The following is a 16,897-nucleotide window of genomic DNA, read 5'->3' as shown; positions in this document are numbered from 1 at the left end:
CTTTTAAACTTCTTCCTAAGCCCATTATAATCCCGTGTATTTTTCTTCTTGTCTCCTGCACCGATAATAGCAAGCCTGAAGAAGTGAAGGTTATAGAATACCGCCTAGAGCAGTTGTCTTTTCCCAAAAAGCCCATCAAAATTAGTACAAAGACCCAGACAACCTTCCTGAAGAATTCCCTGCTCCCCTGGGCATCCTCGCCCGATTCTTTACTCGCCAAACTCGCCTCTTTTCCGGGTAAAGAGTTGACTTATTTAGAAAAATACCGGGCAGATGACAATTGGTATGGAGAGCATAAGAAACCGCACAATCGGCAAGAAAGAGAGGCCTTAATCGCCAATGCCGATGCGGGCAGTTTCCCCAATTTTGTTCATAAGGGACTCGTCGTTCAACATACAGACCTGCGCAGACTACCCACAGAACGTCCTGGATTCGATCAGCCGAAGAAAGCCGGTGAAGGCTACCCCTTCGACTATTTTCAAGAAACAGCCTTATGGGCGAATACTCCTTTACAGATACTGCACCTCAGTCGGGACAAACAATGGGGCTATGTGATCAGTCCCATTTATAAAGGTTGGGTCAGCATGCAAGCTATTGCACTTGTAGATGAAGAGTTCATCTCTGCCTGGACCACCGGTCACTATGCCCGACCTCTTTCGGATAATGTGGTACTCAACCCCGAAGGCTCTCTTTTTGCCATCAAAGCCAAGATGGGCATGCTTTTGCCTTATAGTGAACTGGACAAACAAGCCGATAGCCTCGAGGTATTTATGGCTGCGAGCACCGAAAACAAACAGGCTCGTCTCCTGAAAGTCAGGGTAGCTAAAAAAGAAGTAGCCATGGGCGATTATCCGTTTGAAGAAAAGACCTTAAAACCCCTGGTAAGTGCCCTTCTCGGGCGGCCTTATGGCTGGGGTGGAGCATTAGAAAACCGAGACTGCTCCTCGATGATCCGGGATTTAATGAGCACCTACCAAATTTGGCTTCCTCGAGATTCAGGAGATCAGATGGAAATGGGCCATCACTATGACTTGCCCGATACGGCCGATCAAAAACTAGAACTCATCGAAAAGGAGGCTGTTCCCTTCTTAACCATCCTTCGAAAAAAAGGGCATAACATGCTCTATGTAGGGAAGAGTCCTGAGGGGGAACCCTTGATTTTTCATGCGATCTGGGCACTAAAATCCTCGGTGCCGCACGAAGAACTAGGGAACTACCTGGACCAGTATCCTTTGGAGGGCATGCACCAGGCTGATGATGGTGAGTTCAAGGGAAGAATTGTCATTGGGCAGTCGGTGATCACTTCTGTACATCTCGGTCAAGACGAGCAAAACAGAACGAGGTCACAATTAGATCAGATGTACGCCATGACCCTTTTACAACCCAATTAAATTCATTTATGCCATACTTGGAATTCTTACCTTAGACATTCATTCGCTTTCAACTAATCCATTTCATATGAAAAACTACATTCCTTTTTTATTCCTTCTCACCCTCTTGATCAGTGTTGGCTGCGAGGAACAGGAAAAAGCTGAACTGACTGAAGAAGAGCAACGAGAACTCGCACTGGAAATTCACAAACGAGTACTAACCGTTGACACCCATGCCGATACACCGCTTCGGATGATCGAACCGGGCTTTGATATGTCGGTTCGCCACGACCCAAAAGAAACGGGGTCGAAAGTGGATTACCCTCGAATGAAAGAAGGCGATCTGGACGCGATCTTCTTTGCGGCCTTTGTCGCTCAGGATATCCGGGATGATGACGGGCACAGCCGAGCAAAAGCCCTTTGCCTGCAAATGATCGACAGTATTGTCGCTTCCACCAGCCGCAATTCCGATATTGTTGGTTTGGCCCTTAATCCTGAAGATGCTTATGCTTTGGAAGATGAAGGAAAGAGAGCGATCTACATTGGAATAGAAAACGGTTACCCCATCGGGAATGACCTTTCTAACGTTGAACTTTATTACAACAAAGGAGTACGTTACATCACTTTGGTACACTCCTCCAACAACGATATTGCTGACTCGGCAACGGATTCAGAAGGACCTGAACACGGAGGCTTGAGCACTTTCGGAGAAGAAGTCGTCAAAGAGATGAATCGATTGGGCATTATGGTCGACGTTTCTCACGGAAATGACAGCCTGTTTTACGATACGGTTAAGCTGTCTAAAGCCCCTATTATTGCGAGTCACTCCAATGCGCGTTCCGTTACGGATCACCGCCGGAACATGACAGACGAAATGCTCAAGCTCATGGCTGATAATGGAGGGGTTGTTCAACTGACTATGCTTGCAGATTACCTCCGTGAAGCCCCACCCAATGTAGAACGCGATTCTGCAATGGCCGCTTTAAGAGCCAATATGAAGCCTATTGGCGAGATGACGGACGAGGAACGCGATGCGCTACGCCAGGCTTTTAGAGACATCAACGAAAAATACCCTGCGCCCCCAGCGACAGTGGAGCACGTTGTTGACCATATTGACCATATCGTCAAAGTGGCTGGTATTGACCATGTTGGAATTGGATGTGATTTTGACGGAGGGGGTGGAATACAAGGAGTTTTTGACGCCAGTGAAGTCATGAACATCACCATCGAACTGGTTAAACGCGGTTATAGTGAAGAGCAAATCGAAAAAATTTGGGGAGGTAACCTGATTCGTGTTTTCAAAGAAGTTCAGGCCTACGCCAAAGAAAATGCTCAAAGCTAATCCGTGATCAGAACGTTCCTTCTTTTTACTGCCCTTGTAACAACGCAATTGTGCTTGGCGCACCCTCTGCGCTTGTCGCTTTGCGAGATTGAATGGGACGAAAAGAAGAATAAAATAACCGTTAATCTTCGACTGTTTTTGACGGACGTCAATGAAGCCTTGGTCTTTGATCCCAACAGTAAGGAATTGGCTTTTTGTCAACCCAATGAGGCAAAAAACGCGGAAACGCTGTTGCTGAATTACTTAGATCGGTTTTTCTACATCAAATCGAACAACAAGAGGCAAAAACTTAAAATTCAACGCAAAAAACTCGCTGGAGAGGGAGAAGACACGGCCCTATGGCTCTACTTCGAATTGGATCAACCTACTTCGTTGAAGTCATTGGAGATAAAGAATGCTGTTTTTACGGATCTTTTTTTTGATCAAAACAATATTGTTTACGTCCATGTAAGGGGAAAATCCAAAAGCCTTATGTTGAGTAAAAAAACACCAGTTCATCACCTAAAGTACTAGCATGGATACCTTTTGGTTCTACGTAAAATTTGGCTTTGACCATATTTCAGATTTGGCTGGTTACGACCATATTTTGTTTTTGGTGGTGCTCTGTGCTGTTTACCGCATTGAACAATGGCGCAAGATATTATGGTTGGTCACGGCCTTCACCCTTGGGCACAGCATTACGCTGTTCTTGGTGCTTACGGATATCCTGCGCATACCCTCTAATGTGATCTCTGTACTGATTCCGATGACCATTCTCATTACGGCCTTTAGCAATGTCCTTGGGAGTCAGGTCAGTCAGTTAGCTGCCCAAAGCTCTATGAAACGGAATTACTTTATGGCCCTGTTCTTCGGTTTGATTCACGGGATGGATTTTTCGAACTCCCTGCGTAGCCTTCTGATGGGATCATCCAACCTTTTGGAGCCTCTTTTCGGGTTTAATATTGGTATTGAATTGGGGCAATTGCTCATTGTTTTGATCATTACCGGACTATCGTTTCTGTTTTTAAATATCATCCGCGTCAAGCACCGAGAATGGAATTTATTTATTTCAGGGGCCGCGGCAGGAATGGCCTTGATCTCCATTGCAGAAAACCTCTAAGGGCCCACTGGATTATGAATGATTGCCTATGAAACTCTCCAGAGAGCAGTACCTAAAAGCGCGGGATTTTATCCTGACCAATGCCCGCATGATTGAACGCCGGCTTTTCCATTACCACTTTGAAGGAGGTCCGGCGAAAGGAGTATTTCATGCCGTTTACGCTTACCGCAATCGCGATGGAGGTTTTGGTCACGGGATGGAGCCTGATACAGCCTCTCCAGAAAGTCAGCCCTTGTTTTCTGTCATGGCTTTGGAAACCATAGAAGAAGTAGGATTGCTAAACAAGGAACTTTTACTTTCGGACTTCATGCCTTACTTCGAAGAGGTAACAACGGATAAGGGAGGAGTACCCTGGATGTTCAGGCCCACTTCCTCCTACCCTTGTGCGGACCATTTTAAAACGGTTAAAGAATGGGCCGCCTTAAGTACCACGGCTCCACTTCTTGGCATACTTTACAAGTACGAAGTTGACATTCCCTGGATGAACACTGCAGATCAATTTGTTTGGCAAGAACTGGATCGCCTTCAAGAAAAACACCTTTTTTGCCACCTCTGCACCCCTCGCCGATTACAATTTCTCCAGTTCCATCCGGATCGCAATCGTGCCAAAAAAGAACTTAAGAAGTACAAAGATTGGCTCCAGACCAGCGAAATCATCTGCGATGATTATGCAGACGAAGGATGGGGCCTCTACGGAAAGCCACATCGCCTGTATTTTGCACCGCATCCTAATGATGTATTGTCGGATTCTTTCACAACCTCTGATATCGCAAGGGATCTGAACGCTCTAATTCAGAAACAAAAACCGGACGGACGCTGGGATACCTGGTACGGACTGAGCGAAGGAATGAAGCTGGAATGGGCCGGTATACAAACCCTGTGGACTTTAAAAACCCTCAAGGCCTACGACCGTATCGAATTCTAGATAATTCTATTTCTTTTAGCCTTTTCTACGGCCTCGGTTTTGTTGTGAACCTGGAGCTTGCGGTAAATGCTTTCGATGTGTTTACGAATCGTTCCAACAGAAACGATCAAATTCTCTGCAATTGCCTTGTAAGACAGGCCCTTGCCCAATTGTTCTAAAACCTGCATTTCGCGTTCAGTTAAGGCCACTTTAAGGCGCTCCTTCTCCTCTAACGGTTCGATAGGATTACGAAGTAATCGCAGGGTTTTAAGCGCAATTGAAGGGGTCATGGTCGCGCCGCCTTCTAGGGTTTCCTTCATGCCATTGAAAAGACTTTTAGGATCTGTTTCTTTTAAGAGATAACCGTGAGCTCCAGCCTGAATGGCCTGGAAAATATACTCATCCTCATCGAAGACAGTAAGCATAATAATCTTGATGTGCGGATAAAGAGAACTGACCTTCGCCGTTGCTTCAATGCCATCCATACCGGGCATTTCAATATCCATCAAGACCATATCGATATGGTGATTGTCTGTCAATTGATCAAGCAATTCTGTTCCAGATTGTGCGGTGAATTTGAGATCAATCTCCGGGAAAAAGGCAATTTTAGCCTTAACCGCCGACATCATGAAGGGGTTGTCATCTGCAATGGCGAGCTTTATTTTCATGCCTGCTGAACTTGGATATTCGACAATTGGATATAGGTCCCCTTTTGGGACGATTCAATATGCACTTCAGCGCCGATATCAGCGGCCCGCTTTCGCAGATTGTGCAAGCCGTTCCCGTCACTGATGGATTGAAGGTTGAATCCTTTCCCGTTATCACGGATGGTACAATAAATCCCCTCTTTAAAGCTTGCTTCTACCTTGACCTCTGAAGGATTGGCGTGCTTTATGGAGTTATTGACCGATTCCTGGACAATTCGGTAGATATTCATGGCTTGTAAAGAGGTTAGCTCTTTTTGCTGTAAGGCTTCTTCCGCTTCAAAAGAAAACATAATCCTTTCTTCGGCCTGCTGTGCTTGACTTAAGAAATTAGAAATACGGCCCTGGAGTTCCTCAAAAGTCATGGTGGAATGGTTCATCGCCCAAATGGTATCTCTTAATTCACCGATAGTATGGCGAGTAAATCCACTGATCTGATTGAGCTTATCGGTCAAAGGCTTTTCCAGCTCAAAACCATACCCCAGGTTATCAATAGACGAAATGATAAAGGTTAATTGGGAACCAATATTATCGTGGAGATCGCGGGAAATCGCTAAACGCTGCTCCTGCATTTTGTTCTGAGTTTCAATCTGAGCCATGGCCTCGCGAAGTGCCGTCTCTTTTTTAAACTGCAAGTGTTTGATCTGTTGCTGATTGTATATCAAATAACCGATTAGACCTATGAGCAAAAGCAAAATAATCAGCCCGATAAGCTGGTACTCCTTTCGTTGAATCGTCAGGTCCTTCTCGGTCATCGCCACTTTCTGTTCCAGTAACTTTCTCTCCTTCTTTTCGGTATCGTAGCGAACTTCCATATCGGCAAGCGCCGTAGCGCTATTCTTGGAGAAAACAGAATCTTTCAGTTGAGCATAGGCTTTGAAAGCCGCCCTGGCCTGAAGCAATTTTTGGGAGCGGTAATGACTTTCTACTGAGTTGGCATGAATGTGGTCGGCATAGGTTTTTAAGTCAGGATACTCCTTTAAAATCTCCGAGGCCTTTTGGATATATCGCTGGGATTCTTCTAGCCTGTTCAATCTATTGTAAAGACCGATTAAATGCCCTGAAATAATCAATTCAGATTTGGGGTCCCGTCCAAGGGTCTCTGGACGATCAAGCGCCATACTGAAGTATTCCTCTGCCAAGGCATTCTTTTCTTGCTCCATGTACATATACCCCAAATTCTCCAACAAGAGGTAATACTCCAAGAGGTTGTTGGCTTTCTTAGCCACTTGTAAGCCTTCCATATAAGCGGCCTCTGCTTCCTCATAACGCTTAAGGTCTGTCAGGCAAATCCCAATATTATTAAGGGACGCGGGCTGCTCATTCAGCAAATTAAATTCTTTGCGCAAAGCGAGACTCTTCCTATGGAATTCCAAGGACTTTTCAAGTAAGAGCATTTCCTGGTAGATCAAGCCGATGTTATTTAAATACTTTGCGTTATTCTTTGGGTCGCCATGTGCTTCATTGAGCTTTAGCCCTTCGAAAAAGTACCCGAGAGCCTCCTCGAATTTTCCGATATTCCAATTGTACATCCCCAGATTATTCATTCCAGTGGCTTCCTGGGATTTATACCCATTAGACCGACTTTTTTCTAAGCCTTTACTGAAATAATAGTGAGCAGAATCCGACTGCTGGTGAACATCCATGTAAATCCCCTTTACATAGAGCAACTTCACCTGTCCCAACGGGTTGTCCTTTTTTAGGGATAAGGCCAGTCCTTCTTCCAGCACTTCTTTGGCCTTTTGCTTATCGCTAAAAATCAAAGAGAACGCACTTTGTCGGTAAAGAGAAAATTGAAGGGAGTCATCTTTTTGTTGGCGCGCTTCAATCAATAGACTATCGGCGTTCTGGGCAGTTAAAGCAGAACAAAACAGCGAACACAACAAACAAATCAGGAACTTATGCATTTTTCTAGGAGTTAACCGGAAACCGGGCTTTGGCAGACAAAATAGGCAAAGCCCGATAAACGGCCAGCTAAACGCAGCTCCTCCGGACCTTATTGATATTTCAAAAATTCATCTAAGGAAGCATTGAGATAAGCTGAACTGCCCATCATGACGCCTTTTTTATAGACTTCAGGATCACAGGGAACCGCCTGCATTTTTTCCAGTACAACATCCGAAGCGGAGAATACACGAATTGCTCCATAGTCTGACCCCCAAAGGTCCTGCTCTGCGCTTTTAACAGCCTTGTACTTTTTGTCTTCTAATACCCCATCAATGGCGATGGTTTTCTTAGGAACAACATTCAATGTCGCTTGGTATTTGAGCCCCTTCTTAAATGCGAAAAGTGAATTGGAATTGAGGATGATGGTTTTTTGAGCAAATCCTCCCTTGACCTGAAAAGATGTTGCATTAACCACGCCTAGACTTGGTCGAGCGACCACCTTCGCTACACCTCCAAAGGTCTTGGTCAGTGCTCTACTCCCTTGTGATTGGCCATCCTCAACAAAAGGGATCGCGACATTGACACGAGCCACGATAATTCCCCCTAGGCTTTTGGAGGTTCCCATCCCATTGTCAAAGGCTCCGCCTTTGGTTTTTCTTTTGCCACTCTTGGTTTCTTTCTTAATGAAGAATTGGGTGTTGCTCGGCGCTGTAGTAATATAACCAGGGAATTGCGCTTTGTTCGGCTCTCCTCCATTGATCACCGTCCAGCTTCAAACGTAGGTTCCCCTTGCAGGTCAGCTGCGGTGACAATCTCAAAACCAGCTTGTTTTAAACGGTCGGTATACTCCTTGTACAATTGATCGGTCATGGCCTGTAAATCAGCTTCCTGAATACCTTGTAGCCCTAAAATCAACTGAGCCTTGGCCGATCCACGAGCGCCTCCCCCGAGTTCTGGTGATCCTTTGGCAATACTCGTTTGGTCATAGACCATCTGGTAGTTAATATAGAACTCTTGAATAAAAACCCTTTTTGGAGCATCCTTGAATTTAGGCATTCCAAAGCTCGCCAGGTTTTTGACTTTAACCTCTTTGACTTCTTGAGCAAAGATGGCTGTGGTTAAAAATAACTGGCAAAGAACCAGCCCCATTACTTTTTTCATAATTACTGTGTATTAGTTGGTCCAAATGTATTGGCACTGAGCACGGCAGGGAATACGATATTCATCCCATATTTGATCCAACTAAAAGAAAAACAGCCTTTATAACCACCCGGAATCGCCCTATCTTTAGGGAAATAGCAAAGTCACTACGATGCCTACCTACACCCTTGAGGTCAATGGAAATTCTTTTACAGTAGAATGTGAAGCCGACACTCCCTTATTGTGGGTCCTCCGGGACCATCTGAACTTAGTCGGCACCAAATTTGGGTGCGGTATAGCCCAATGTGGCGCCTGCACAGTTCATCTGGACGGTGTGGGAATACGGTCTTGCCAATTCCCGATTTCGTCTATCGATAAGAAAGTAACCACCATCGAGGGACTCAGTCCAAAGGGAGATCATCCAGTGCAAAAAGCGTGGAAGGAATTGGATGTTGCCCAATGCGGATACTGCCAATCTGGGCAGATCATGATGGCTGCGGCTCTTTTGGATCGCAACCCTAATCCATCAGACCTGGATGTAAAAATGACCATGAACGGTAATCTCTGTCGCTGTGGCACCTATAACCGGATTCAAGAAGCCATAGGCCTGGCGAGTGAAATACGGCGAGACTCCTCTAGTAATAACGAAGATTTAAAGAATACTTAAGCCAGAGCTGCCCATAAGCCAATTGGTATCCTCTACTTTTGCACCATAAAAAATTACCGACTTATGACCGCTCGATTTCGACATCTCATTAGCACTTCTCTTTTCCTATTTGTCACTTTGGCCATACAAGCCCAGGATCTTTTACAATCAGGCCCTATGGTAGGGTATTCTACCATGCGGGAAGTCCTACTTTGGGCACAAACCACCGAAAGCGCAGAGGTCTATTTTGAGTACTACGATCAGGCTGATCCTAAAGTCAAGTTTAAAACAGCTAAAGTCACTACCGACCCCTATCAGGCTTTTGTGGCTAAGCTCATTGCCGACAAGGTATTACCTGGAAAAAAGTACACCTACACCCTACACATTAACGGTAAAAAGGTACGCAGAGACTACCCGATGGAATTTGAATCCCAGACCCTCTGGCAATGGCGAACCGATCCTCCGACCGTGCGTTTTGCAATTGGTAGTTGCAACTATGTCAACGAGCCTGAATTTGACCGCCCGGGCAGACCCTATGGAAGCGAGTTTGAAATCTTTCAGTCTATTCATAAGAGCAATCCGGATTTTATGCTGTGGCTGGGTGACAACACCTACCTAAGAGAAGTCGATTGGAATTCCCGCACCGGATTTTTGCACCGGTATACCCATACGCGTTCGCTCCCGGAAGTCCAACCCTTACTGGCTTCGACCCATCACTATGCGATTTGGGATGATCACGATTTTGGACCCAATAATGCCGATGGAAGTTATTGGATGAAAGAAACGGCCTCCGAAATATTTCAACTGTTCTGGACGAACCCGAATTATAACCTCACGGGTGAGGGCGGGATCACCGGTAGCTTTCAGTGGGCTGACATACAATTTTTCCTGCTGGATAATCGCTACCACAGAACCTCCAATGACAACTATACCGGAGATCGTCAAATGCTGGGCAAAGCTCAAATTGACTGGCTGATCAATGCCTTAGCAAGCAGCCGCGCCCCGTTTAAGTTTGTGGCTATCGGAGGTCAGGTACTCAGTACAGAAGCGATGTACGAGAATTATGCCACCTTCCCAGAAGAACAGCAATACCTCCTTAGAAGAATCCGAGAAGCAAGAATCGAGGGAGTTATTTTTCTGGATGGGGACCGGCACCATACCGGCCTGAGTAAAATGCAGGAAAGTGACCGCTACTATCCTCTTTACGACCTGACTTGTTCTTCCCTTACCGCGGGAGCCAATCAGAATAAAGAAGTACTCAATAAGTACAAGCTGGAAGAAACCCTGGTTGGAGAGCACAACTACGGAATATTAACCGTATCAGGTCCAAGGACAGAGCGTGTGCTGACCATTCAGATACTGGATAAAGACGGGAAAGAATTATGGACGAAAGATATTGCGGCAAAGGAATTAAAATACCCCAGATCAAGACGATAAAATCGAATTGAACCGGGGTTTAATCACACAAGAAAATCTTTAATCCAAAGTGGGTTTTAGAAGGTCGTAAAACTCCTTCCGTAAGGATTCTTCACTAAAGCATCCGCCGTACTCTAAGGTGGAAGTGAAACTGTCCTTATCTTTTATACCACGAGAAGACACACACAGATGTTTGGCTTCCACCAGAACAATTACATCTGGAGTATCCAAAATCTTTTGAAGATCCTTCATGATTTGCAGACAAAGCCGCTCCTGTACTTGAGGCCTGTGCGCATAGTAATCTACGAGTCGATTAATCTTAGAAAGACCAACAACACGATCCTTTGGAATGTATCCGACATGTGCTTTCCCCACTATAGGAAGAAAGTGATGTTCACAGGACGAATCAATATTTATGTTTTGTTCGACTAAAAGTTGCTTGTACCCATAGGTATTGGGGAAAGTAGAAATCTTAGGTTTCTTCTGAGGATTCAAACCATAAAACAACTCCTTCACATACATTTTTGCAAAGCGGTATGGAGTACCTGAAAGGCTTTCGTCTGTCAAGTCCAAACCCAACTCTTCCATGATCTGTCCAAACAGACCTTGTATGTTCTCAATCTTCTCCTCATCAGAATGCTCAAAGGCATCTGGTCTCAAGGGTGTCTCCACAGAGGTAGCGATATGATTATCTCCTAGTTCCTCTACCTGAGATGCGTTTTTAGTCACTGTTCGTTTTTATAATTCTTTTACATTGATGACCTCAAAATTTCGTGAATCGAAATAGTCATCCAGTCCATAGTCGGTATTGATGATGATCCCTCCAAGGAGGGTCACTTTATCGACAGGGAATTCATCTTTACACGTTTTTAAATACTCGTGAATTTTCTTATCAATAATGTCGTAAGTCGCCTCTGTAATGGCCTTCTGAGGGTTGTCGCTACTTAAAATATCGGCTCGATAAGGCAAAAGGCTTTCTTCCAACTTCATCTGCTGATAGTCATCGTCATTTAAAATAGGACGGTAGTTCTCATCGTGAAGACGATCCAAGGCGAGCATTAGTGCTCCGCAGGAATTCCCTGTATTTTCTTGACGGGGACGGTACATTTTACCCAGTTCTCCTTCTAGGGTTACACCGATATGAGGCCCATAGAAGATAAAGGCACTTCCATCATCAGGAATGTGATGAGCGAAGGCTGTCATTCCGGTTTGACCGGCAAATGGCACCCCTCCAAGTCCCCCCATGATGAACGGTCCAAAGAGAACATTAAAAAATGTAGTTGAAGGCACGTTGATATCATCAGAGCACACCGATGTCGCCATCAACACCTTAGAAATGTCGAGTTTATGTTCAATTTGCATTTTTCCTAAGTAGTGAATGGAGGTATCTTTTGCATCCATTGAATTAGGAAAATGAGATTTCACAACCTCGTCAAACTTTCGTTGTAACATATCAAATCTTTCGTTTACACCTTGCACCGAAATGCACTGTAGTTCCATAGGAAAGGCCCTCTTTCCAAAAGGTCCCCTAAAGATAGGCTATTCTAGACAAATGCAACTCGGTTGCATTTGCGAAAAAATGCAGGAGCTGGACATGCCACTTTAGATCAAAACCGGAAAGATTGGTGAAAAAAATTACCCCGAACCAAAACGATAAAATCGAATTGAACCGGGGTTTAATCACACAAGAAATGTGGATAGCTCAGTTCTTTCAGTCAGGTTGAAGAACCCTCAGGTTAGGGAGCTGAACTATTCAACAATCTAAATATAGTGTAGTTTTTTAGTTAATGCAACTAAGTTGCATTTAGATTTTAAGAATTTTTAGTAGCCCGCTGCTTGGCCATCCTTACGGCTCTCTGATGCACCGTGATAGACCTTGTTGACATCATCCCAGAGAATGGCCTGGTAGCCTCCGTATACACCACGAGCGATACCAATACGGTGACCCATTCCCATCAAATCCCGAATGGTCGTATACGAAATTCCCGATTCAACGCGCACGGTTCCTGTGTTCTCGCTCACCGCCCCCATAGGACTCGCCCCTCCGGTGTGGTCCCAACGCGGAGCATCTCCGGCTTCTTGGATATTCATTCCAAAATCCACCACATTCATGATGATTTGGGTATGACCCATCGGTTGAAAATCGCCACCCATGACCCCAAAACTCATAAAAGGCTTTCCGTCTTTCGTGACAAAAGCGGGAATAATGGTGTGAAACGGTCTTTTCCCTGGTTCATAGGTATTGGCTTGTCCCCTTTTTAAACTAAAGAGCTCGCCTCTGTCTTGCAACATGAAACCTAATTTTGGTGGGGCCATCCCCGACCCCATTCCGCGGTAGTTACTTTGAATCAAAGAAATCATATTCCCGTCCTTATCGGCCACGGTCATATAGATGGTTTCCCCTGCCGAAATTTCTCCAGCTTCATAGCGGCCTGCCCGGTCAGTTATTTGGGCCCGTCGCGATGCAGCATACTCCTCAGAAAGCAACTGCTCTACCGGTACATCAAAGAAGTCCATATCGGCGTAGTACTTCGCACGGTCTTCAAAAGCTAACTTTTTAGCCTCGGTAAACAGGTGCAAGTGCTCTGCGCTTCCAAACGCAATGTTTGAAAAGTCATACCCTTCGAGTATCTCCAACATTTGTAAAGCAGCAATTCCTTGTCCGTTAGGAGGTAACTCCCAAACATCATAGCCCCGGTAATTGATCGAAACGGGTTCTACCCATTCGGATTTGTGTTTAGCAAAATCCTTGGCCGACAAAAATCCACCTTGTTCTTTGATAAAGGCTCCTATGGTTTTAGCGATATCTCCTTTGTAGAAGGCGTCCCGACCACCTTCAGCAATCTTGCGGTAGGTATTCGCTAAGTAGGGGTTCTTGTAGATTTCTCCTTCTTTAGGAAGCTTCCCCCCATTCTGCCCCATATAGGTATCCTCGATGTTCGGAAATCCGCGCGAGATGAAAAAGGGCACCGAACGGTTCATGTACCAGGCGATTAATTCGGTTAAGGGAAAACCCTTTTCTGCATAATCAATAGCCGGTTGAAGAATTTCGCCCATGGGCTTAGAGCCGAATTTTCCATGCAGCTCGAACCAACCATCCACTGCCCCGGGAACACTAACGGGAAGAGGGCCGAAAGAAGGAATCTTCGTGCTTTTCTGCTTTTCAAAATACTTTAGTGTTAAGGACTCCGGGGAGCGCCCACTGGCATTGAGTCCATAGAGTTTTTTGGCTTCATTGTCCCACACAATGGCAAATAGATCACCTCCAATACCGCAACCAGTGGGCTCCATAAGACCCAAAGCCGCATTGGCAGCAATGGCCGCATCAATCGCATTCCCTCCTGATTTAAGTATATCCAGACCGATTTGAGTTGCCAGGGGATGGCTGGTGGCCACCATGCCGTTTTGCCCCAACACGACTGAGCGTGTCGCAAATGATTCCCCTGTAATTCGGTCCTGAGCATGCAATTGAAACATGCCCACTAAGCTTATGAAGATTAAGCCTATCCCTTTTCTCATAGTTTCCAATTTTAGGACCTAAAAGATAAGAAACTTCGAGCGGCTTCCCTGGATTTAAGCGACTTGCTCCTCCCTTTCCATCGCCAGAAAGTGGGTGATTTCTTCCTCTTCGTTGCGCAGGGGAATAACATCGATATGGCAGTGGTATTCTTCCCCGCTTTTCCGGTAATTCAAGAGAGTACGGTTAAATCGAACCCCTTCAGCAAGCAACTGGCGGATCTCTTTTCTTATTTCTTCTGAAGTCTTTTTGCCCTGAAGAAAGGTGGGTTTTTTACCTAACGCAAAGGTCTTGGTATAGCCAGTCATTTCATTGAATCCGTTGTTGACCCAAACAATCTTTCGATTGAGGTCTGTGACCACCAGGGCTTCGTATTCGTTAGCCCGAAGAAGTTCTAAAAGGGAGTCCTGCACCTTGCGCTGCAGTATTCCTTCAATCTCCGACACCTCATACTCAACCTTTAGCTTTTTGAGTAGTGCGTGATAATTCGTCATGTAAAAATCCATACTACGTAGGGGGGACAGGTATTTCTTTTTTTGACTTTCTTCCATACCAGTAAATTAGGTTTAAAAAAATGAAAAGCCCCCGAAATCGAGGGCTTTTTTACATTTTGGAAAAAGCAGAGATCGTCTAGTACTTGTCTACTCCACTAAAGTGACTGTTCGAGTGACCTTGTTAAAGGGTCCAGAAATGGCGTTTCCCTCTCTGTCAATAAGTTCCAATTGAATGGTCACTTCTCCCATTGGCAAGCCTTTTACAACGTGTGGCGCCCATTCGGTTATCATAAACTCTTCACCGTTGATTGTGGCTTTGACTTTATTCCCGTCCGCAGACAAGGTCGTATTCAAAACAAAGAAATCAAGTAATAAGTTCTTGGTGTCATCTCCTTTATAGGTACCTTTTGGGCGGCTATAAACTAGAGTTGGTGCCTCCATGTCGAGCCCTAAGGAATCCACCGGGTTCTCCCCAACGACCATTTTCTTTACAACCACTGAGTTCTCATTCTTTACGGATTCGTGGTAAGAACGGCTTAGGAAAGCTACCAAATGATGCACACCGTCAGGAATTTCTTTTGAAAAGTTAGGCTCGTAGTGAGCTGAATAGGGTTGATTGTTCAAAATAAAGTGAATGTGCTGACCTTTTCCGGAATTAGCGAGCATTTCGGCGTTGGGTCCGGCCGTTTGAGCTCCTAACTCATAGTTGTTCACCGTAAAAGCAAAGTTCACTTCTCCTCCACTTGCCATGGTAGTTTCAGCTGGCTGATTCATTTGTAGAATGGCATCGGAATAAACTGGTGAACCTTCTAGTTTTTCCAGGGTGATCGAAGACTTGGCCGTCTCATCTACGACTTCTTTTTGTTTATTCTCCTGTTTACAAGCCATAAAGGTCAAACTCGCAAGCAAGACGAGGCCGAGAACTCTTCCGTATTTTTTCATTTTTAGGGTTTTAGGCATAGATTTTATAAAAATACGACTTCAAAGGCATTTGGGTGGCGCCGAAACCTTATGAACCGTAAATCAAGTTTCCGAAAGTGTTTAAAAATGGATCTCTATTCATCACCGTGTAGTAGAAGAATTCCTCCTAGTCCACACTGAAAAGAAAGTCACTTTGGGTGGCCTGGACATCCAGACTAAAGCCGGAACAACAATTTCGGCAAGTCAAACTTGGGTTCGACGCACCCGTATTAAAGGCATTCAGTACGTCCAAGTTTCGGTCGTTATTGCGGATTCCCGTTCCACTGTAAAAATGAAGGATATATTCTCCTGCTTCTCGAGGAACCAATCCGATCTCATAGCGGTATTGGTTGTTTTCTTGATCCAGTTCGGTGAGTATTCTCAATTCTGAGGCGGAACATCGGCCAGCTGAAGAAGATCCCTCTCGATTGATAATACGAAAACGATCCAAAGCGTCGGATATCTGAATTTCGTTGGTTCGATCCGGACTGACTTGAACGAGTTCTGACAAACTTAACTGAGAAGAGAATTCATAGCTAGGATCAAAGACAGAATCCCGCAGCTCTGAATCATAGACATTGGCGGAGACCTGTCCTCGTATCCAGAGGGTATCACCAACCGAAAAATCAGCGGGAGCAGTTAGATTCGCCTGAACATTGTTTCCGAAGAGCGTCTGTTTGTCGTCGTCACATTGGAAGGCCATCACAAGGCATCCCAATAATATCAGGGGTAGAATTGAAAATTTCTTTTTCACAGCAATGGTTATTTAAACACTTTCTAAATTAGAAAATACCACGTAAAGTCAAGGTTAATTCTGCATTTATTCAAAAATGATGTAGTCCACTTCAAATCGAAAAGGCCCAGCCTGCTTCCCATCAGATATAAAACCAATGCGTATTATTTGTTCCAAAAAGTCTTCTGTAAGGGTCTGCTTAAGACGAGATCCTATACGATACGCCTCGAAATCCTGCAGTTCGATGCGTTCTTCAACCCACTGACCCGATGTACTGCTCAATCTCTTTTTGAAGTATGGTCTGTACCAACGTCTATTGGTTTCTAAAGTAAAGGCCATGGGCTGTCCACTACCCCTATAGCGGATCTTCAGGTACTTCTTCCCCGATAAATCGTAAGATGTAAAAGGACTTTTTAAGGAGCTAAACCCTCCATTATTCTCAAGCGAAATTTCGCCCTCAAACAAGATGGATTCTTCCGTTAACAGGGCACGGCCCTGAGACGAGCCTCCCATGACTCCGTCATTAATTACCCGCCAGTCTCGGCTGGCCGCACTGTTTTTTGTGCCAAAATCAAAAGTCATCGGAATAAAACCCATGATCACTATCCAAATCCCAATTCCCCAAATCTGCTTCATAAAAGCAAAGTTCGGGCTTAAAGCGCGGCTGATTTGTTAAGGGTTCGAT

18 protein-coding genes are annotated in these 16,897 nt (G+C 45.0%); 7 read left to right on the top strand and 11 right to left on the bottom strand.

Features of this window, described 5'->3' with window-relative positions; translation table 11 throughout:
• Positions 1 to 83 precede the first annotated feature (83 nt).
• The 5 genes from BST99_RS03510 (at position 84) to BST99_RS03490 (ending at position 4,736) form a co-directional block, all read left to right on the top strand.
• Entirely contained in the window at positions 84 to 1,391 is a 1,308-nt protein-coding gene (locus tag BST99_RS03510; RefSeq protein ID WP_181044138.1) for an SH3 domain-containing C40 family peptidase, read from the top strand.
• A gap of 67 nt (positions 1,392 to 1,458) precedes the next feature.
• Positions 1,459 to 2,712 carry a dipeptidase gene (locus BST99_RS03505; protein ID WP_105000565.1) on the top strand — a complete coding sequence of 418 codons (1,254 nt, stop codon included), beginning with the start codon at positions 1,459 to 1,461 and terminating at the stop codon, positions 2,710 to 2,712.
• A gap of 3 nt (positions 2,713 to 2,715) precedes the next feature.
• Positions 2,716 to 3,225: a DUF6702 family protein gene (locus BST99_RS03500; RefSeq protein WP_146106191.1), complete on the top strand. Its 510-nt coding sequence runs from the start codon at positions 2,716 to 2,718 to the stop codon at positions 3,223 to 3,225.
• Between the two features lies 1 nt (position 3,226).
• Positions 3,227 to 3,811 (top strand): HupE/UreJ family protein, encoded by a 585-nt coding sequence (locus tag BST99_RS03495; protein WP_105000563.1) that lies wholly within the window; start codon positions 3,227 to 3,229, stop codon positions 3,809 to 3,811.
• A 28-nt stretch (positions 3,812 to 3,839) separates the two neighbouring features.
• The gene (locus tag BST99_RS03490) at positions 3,840 to 4,736 is read left to right on the top strand and encodes a hypothetical protein (RefSeq protein WP_105000562.1); all 897 of its coding nucleotides are present in this window, start codon (positions 3,840 to 3,842) and stop codon (positions 4,734 to 4,736) included.
• Here BST99_RS03490 and BST99_RS03485 read toward each other — a convergent pair.
• The 4 genes from BST99_RS03485 to BST99_RS03470 form a co-directional block, all read right to left on the bottom strand.
• On the bottom strand, positions 4,733 to 5,383 hold the full coding sequence (locus tag BST99_RS03485; RefSeq protein WP_105000561.1) for a response regulator transcription factor: 651 nt from the start codon (positions 5,381 to 5,383) through the stop codon (positions 4,733 to 4,735). The two genes, BST99_RS03490 and BST99_RS03485, sit on opposite strands and share 4 nt — an antisense overlap.
• A complete protein-coding gene (locus tag BST99_RS03480; protein WP_105000560.1) occupies positions 5,380 to 7,326 on the bottom strand; it encodes an ATP-binding protein in 1,947 nt (648 codons plus the stop codon). Before BST99_RS03480 ends, BST99_RS03485 begins: the two co-directional genes overlap by 4 nt.
• A gap of 89 nt (positions 7,327 to 7,415) precedes the next feature.
• Entirely contained in the window at positions 7,416 to 8,069 is a 654-nt protein-coding gene (locus tag BST99_RS03475; RefSeq protein ID WP_105000559.1) for a hypothetical protein, read from the bottom strand.
• On the bottom strand, positions 8,066 to 8,467 hold the full coding sequence (locus BST99_RS03470) for a hypothetical protein (protein WP_105000558.1): 402 nt from the start codon (positions 8,465 to 8,467) through the stop codon (positions 8,066 to 8,068). The genes BST99_RS03475 and BST99_RS03470 overlap by 4 nt, the downstream gene beginning before the upstream one ends.
• A gap of 151 nt (positions 8,468 to 8,618) precedes the next feature.
• On the opposite strand from BST99_RS03470, the gene BST99_RS03465 reads away from it, so the two are divergent.
• Both BST99_RS03465 and BST99_RS03460 read left to right on the top strand, forming a co-directional pair.
• Positions 8,619 to 9,113 (top strand): (2Fe-2S)-binding protein, encoded by a 495-nt coding sequence (locus BST99_RS03465; RefSeq protein ID WP_105000557.1) that lies wholly within the window; start codon positions 8,619 to 8,621, stop codon positions 9,111 to 9,113.
• A 63-nt stretch (positions 9,114 to 9,176) separates the two neighbouring features.
• Positions 9,177 to 10,529: an alkaline phosphatase D family protein gene (locus BST99_RS03460; RefSeq protein WP_105000556.1), complete on the top strand. Its 1,353-nt coding sequence runs from the start codon at positions 9,177 to 9,179 to the stop codon at positions 10,527 to 10,529.
• A gap of 39 nt (positions 10,530 to 10,568) precedes the next feature.
• Here BST99_RS03460 and folE read toward each other — a convergent pair whose 3' ends face one another.
• The 7 genes from folE to BST99_RS03425 all read right to left on the bottom strand — a co-directional run bounded on the left by folE (position 10,569) and on the right by BST99_RS03425 (position 16,848).
• Positions 10,569 to 11,237, bottom strand: coding sequence for a GTP cyclohydrolase I FolE (folE, locus tag BST99_RS03455; RefSeq protein ID WP_105000555.1), 669 nt, complete (start codon positions 11,235 to 11,237; stop codon positions 10,569 to 10,571).
• 9 nt (positions 11,238 to 11,246) lie between these two features.
• Entirely contained in the window at positions 11,247 to 11,909 is a 663-nt protein-coding gene (locus BST99_RS03450; RefSeq protein WP_219843804.1) for a hypothetical protein, read from the bottom strand.
• 420 nt (positions 11,910 to 12,329) lie between these two features.
• Complete coding sequence (gene ggt, locus BST99_RS03445; protein ID WP_105000554.1) at positions 12,330 to 14,027, bottom strand: gamma-glutamyltransferase; 1,698 nt, start codon at positions 14,025 to 14,027, stop codon at positions 12,330 to 12,332.
• Between the two features lie 54 nt (positions 14,028 to 14,081).
• Positions 14,082 to 14,576 carry a PAS domain-containing protein gene (locus BST99_RS03440; protein WP_105000553.1) on the bottom strand — a complete coding sequence of 165 codons (495 nt, stop codon included), beginning with the start codon at positions 14,574 to 14,576 and terminating at the stop codon, positions 14,082 to 14,084.
• A gap of 90 nt (positions 14,577 to 14,666) precedes the next feature.
• Positions 14,667 to 15,461: a hypothetical protein gene (locus BST99_RS03435; RefSeq protein WP_245916169.1), complete on the bottom strand. Its 795-nt coding sequence runs from the start codon at positions 15,459 to 15,461 to the stop codon at positions 14,667 to 14,669.
• A gap of 145 nt (positions 15,462 to 15,606) precedes the next feature.
• Positions 15,607 to 16,233, bottom strand: a complete 627-nt coding sequence (locus BST99_RS03430) for a hypothetical protein (protein ID WP_146106190.1) — start codon at positions 16,231 to 16,233, stop codon at positions 15,607 to 15,609.
• 66 nt (positions 16,234 to 16,299) lie between these two features.
• Positions 16,300 to 16,848 carry a CIA30 family protein gene (locus BST99_RS03425; protein WP_105000550.1) on the bottom strand — a complete coding sequence of 183 codons (549 nt, stop codon included), beginning with the start codon at positions 16,846 to 16,848 and terminating at the stop codon, positions 16,300 to 16,302.
• Positions 16,849 to 16,897: the final 49 nt, after the last annotated feature.

The organism is Aureicoccus marinus (assembly GCF_002954325.1).
In the GTDB taxonomy this organism is placed as follows: Bacteria; Bacteroidota; Bacteroidia; order Flavobacteriales; family Flavobacteriaceae; genus Aureicoccus; species Aureicoccus marinus.
Note: the sequence above shows the minus strand (reverse complement) of the source record. Positions and strands in the feature narration are given on the sequence as shown.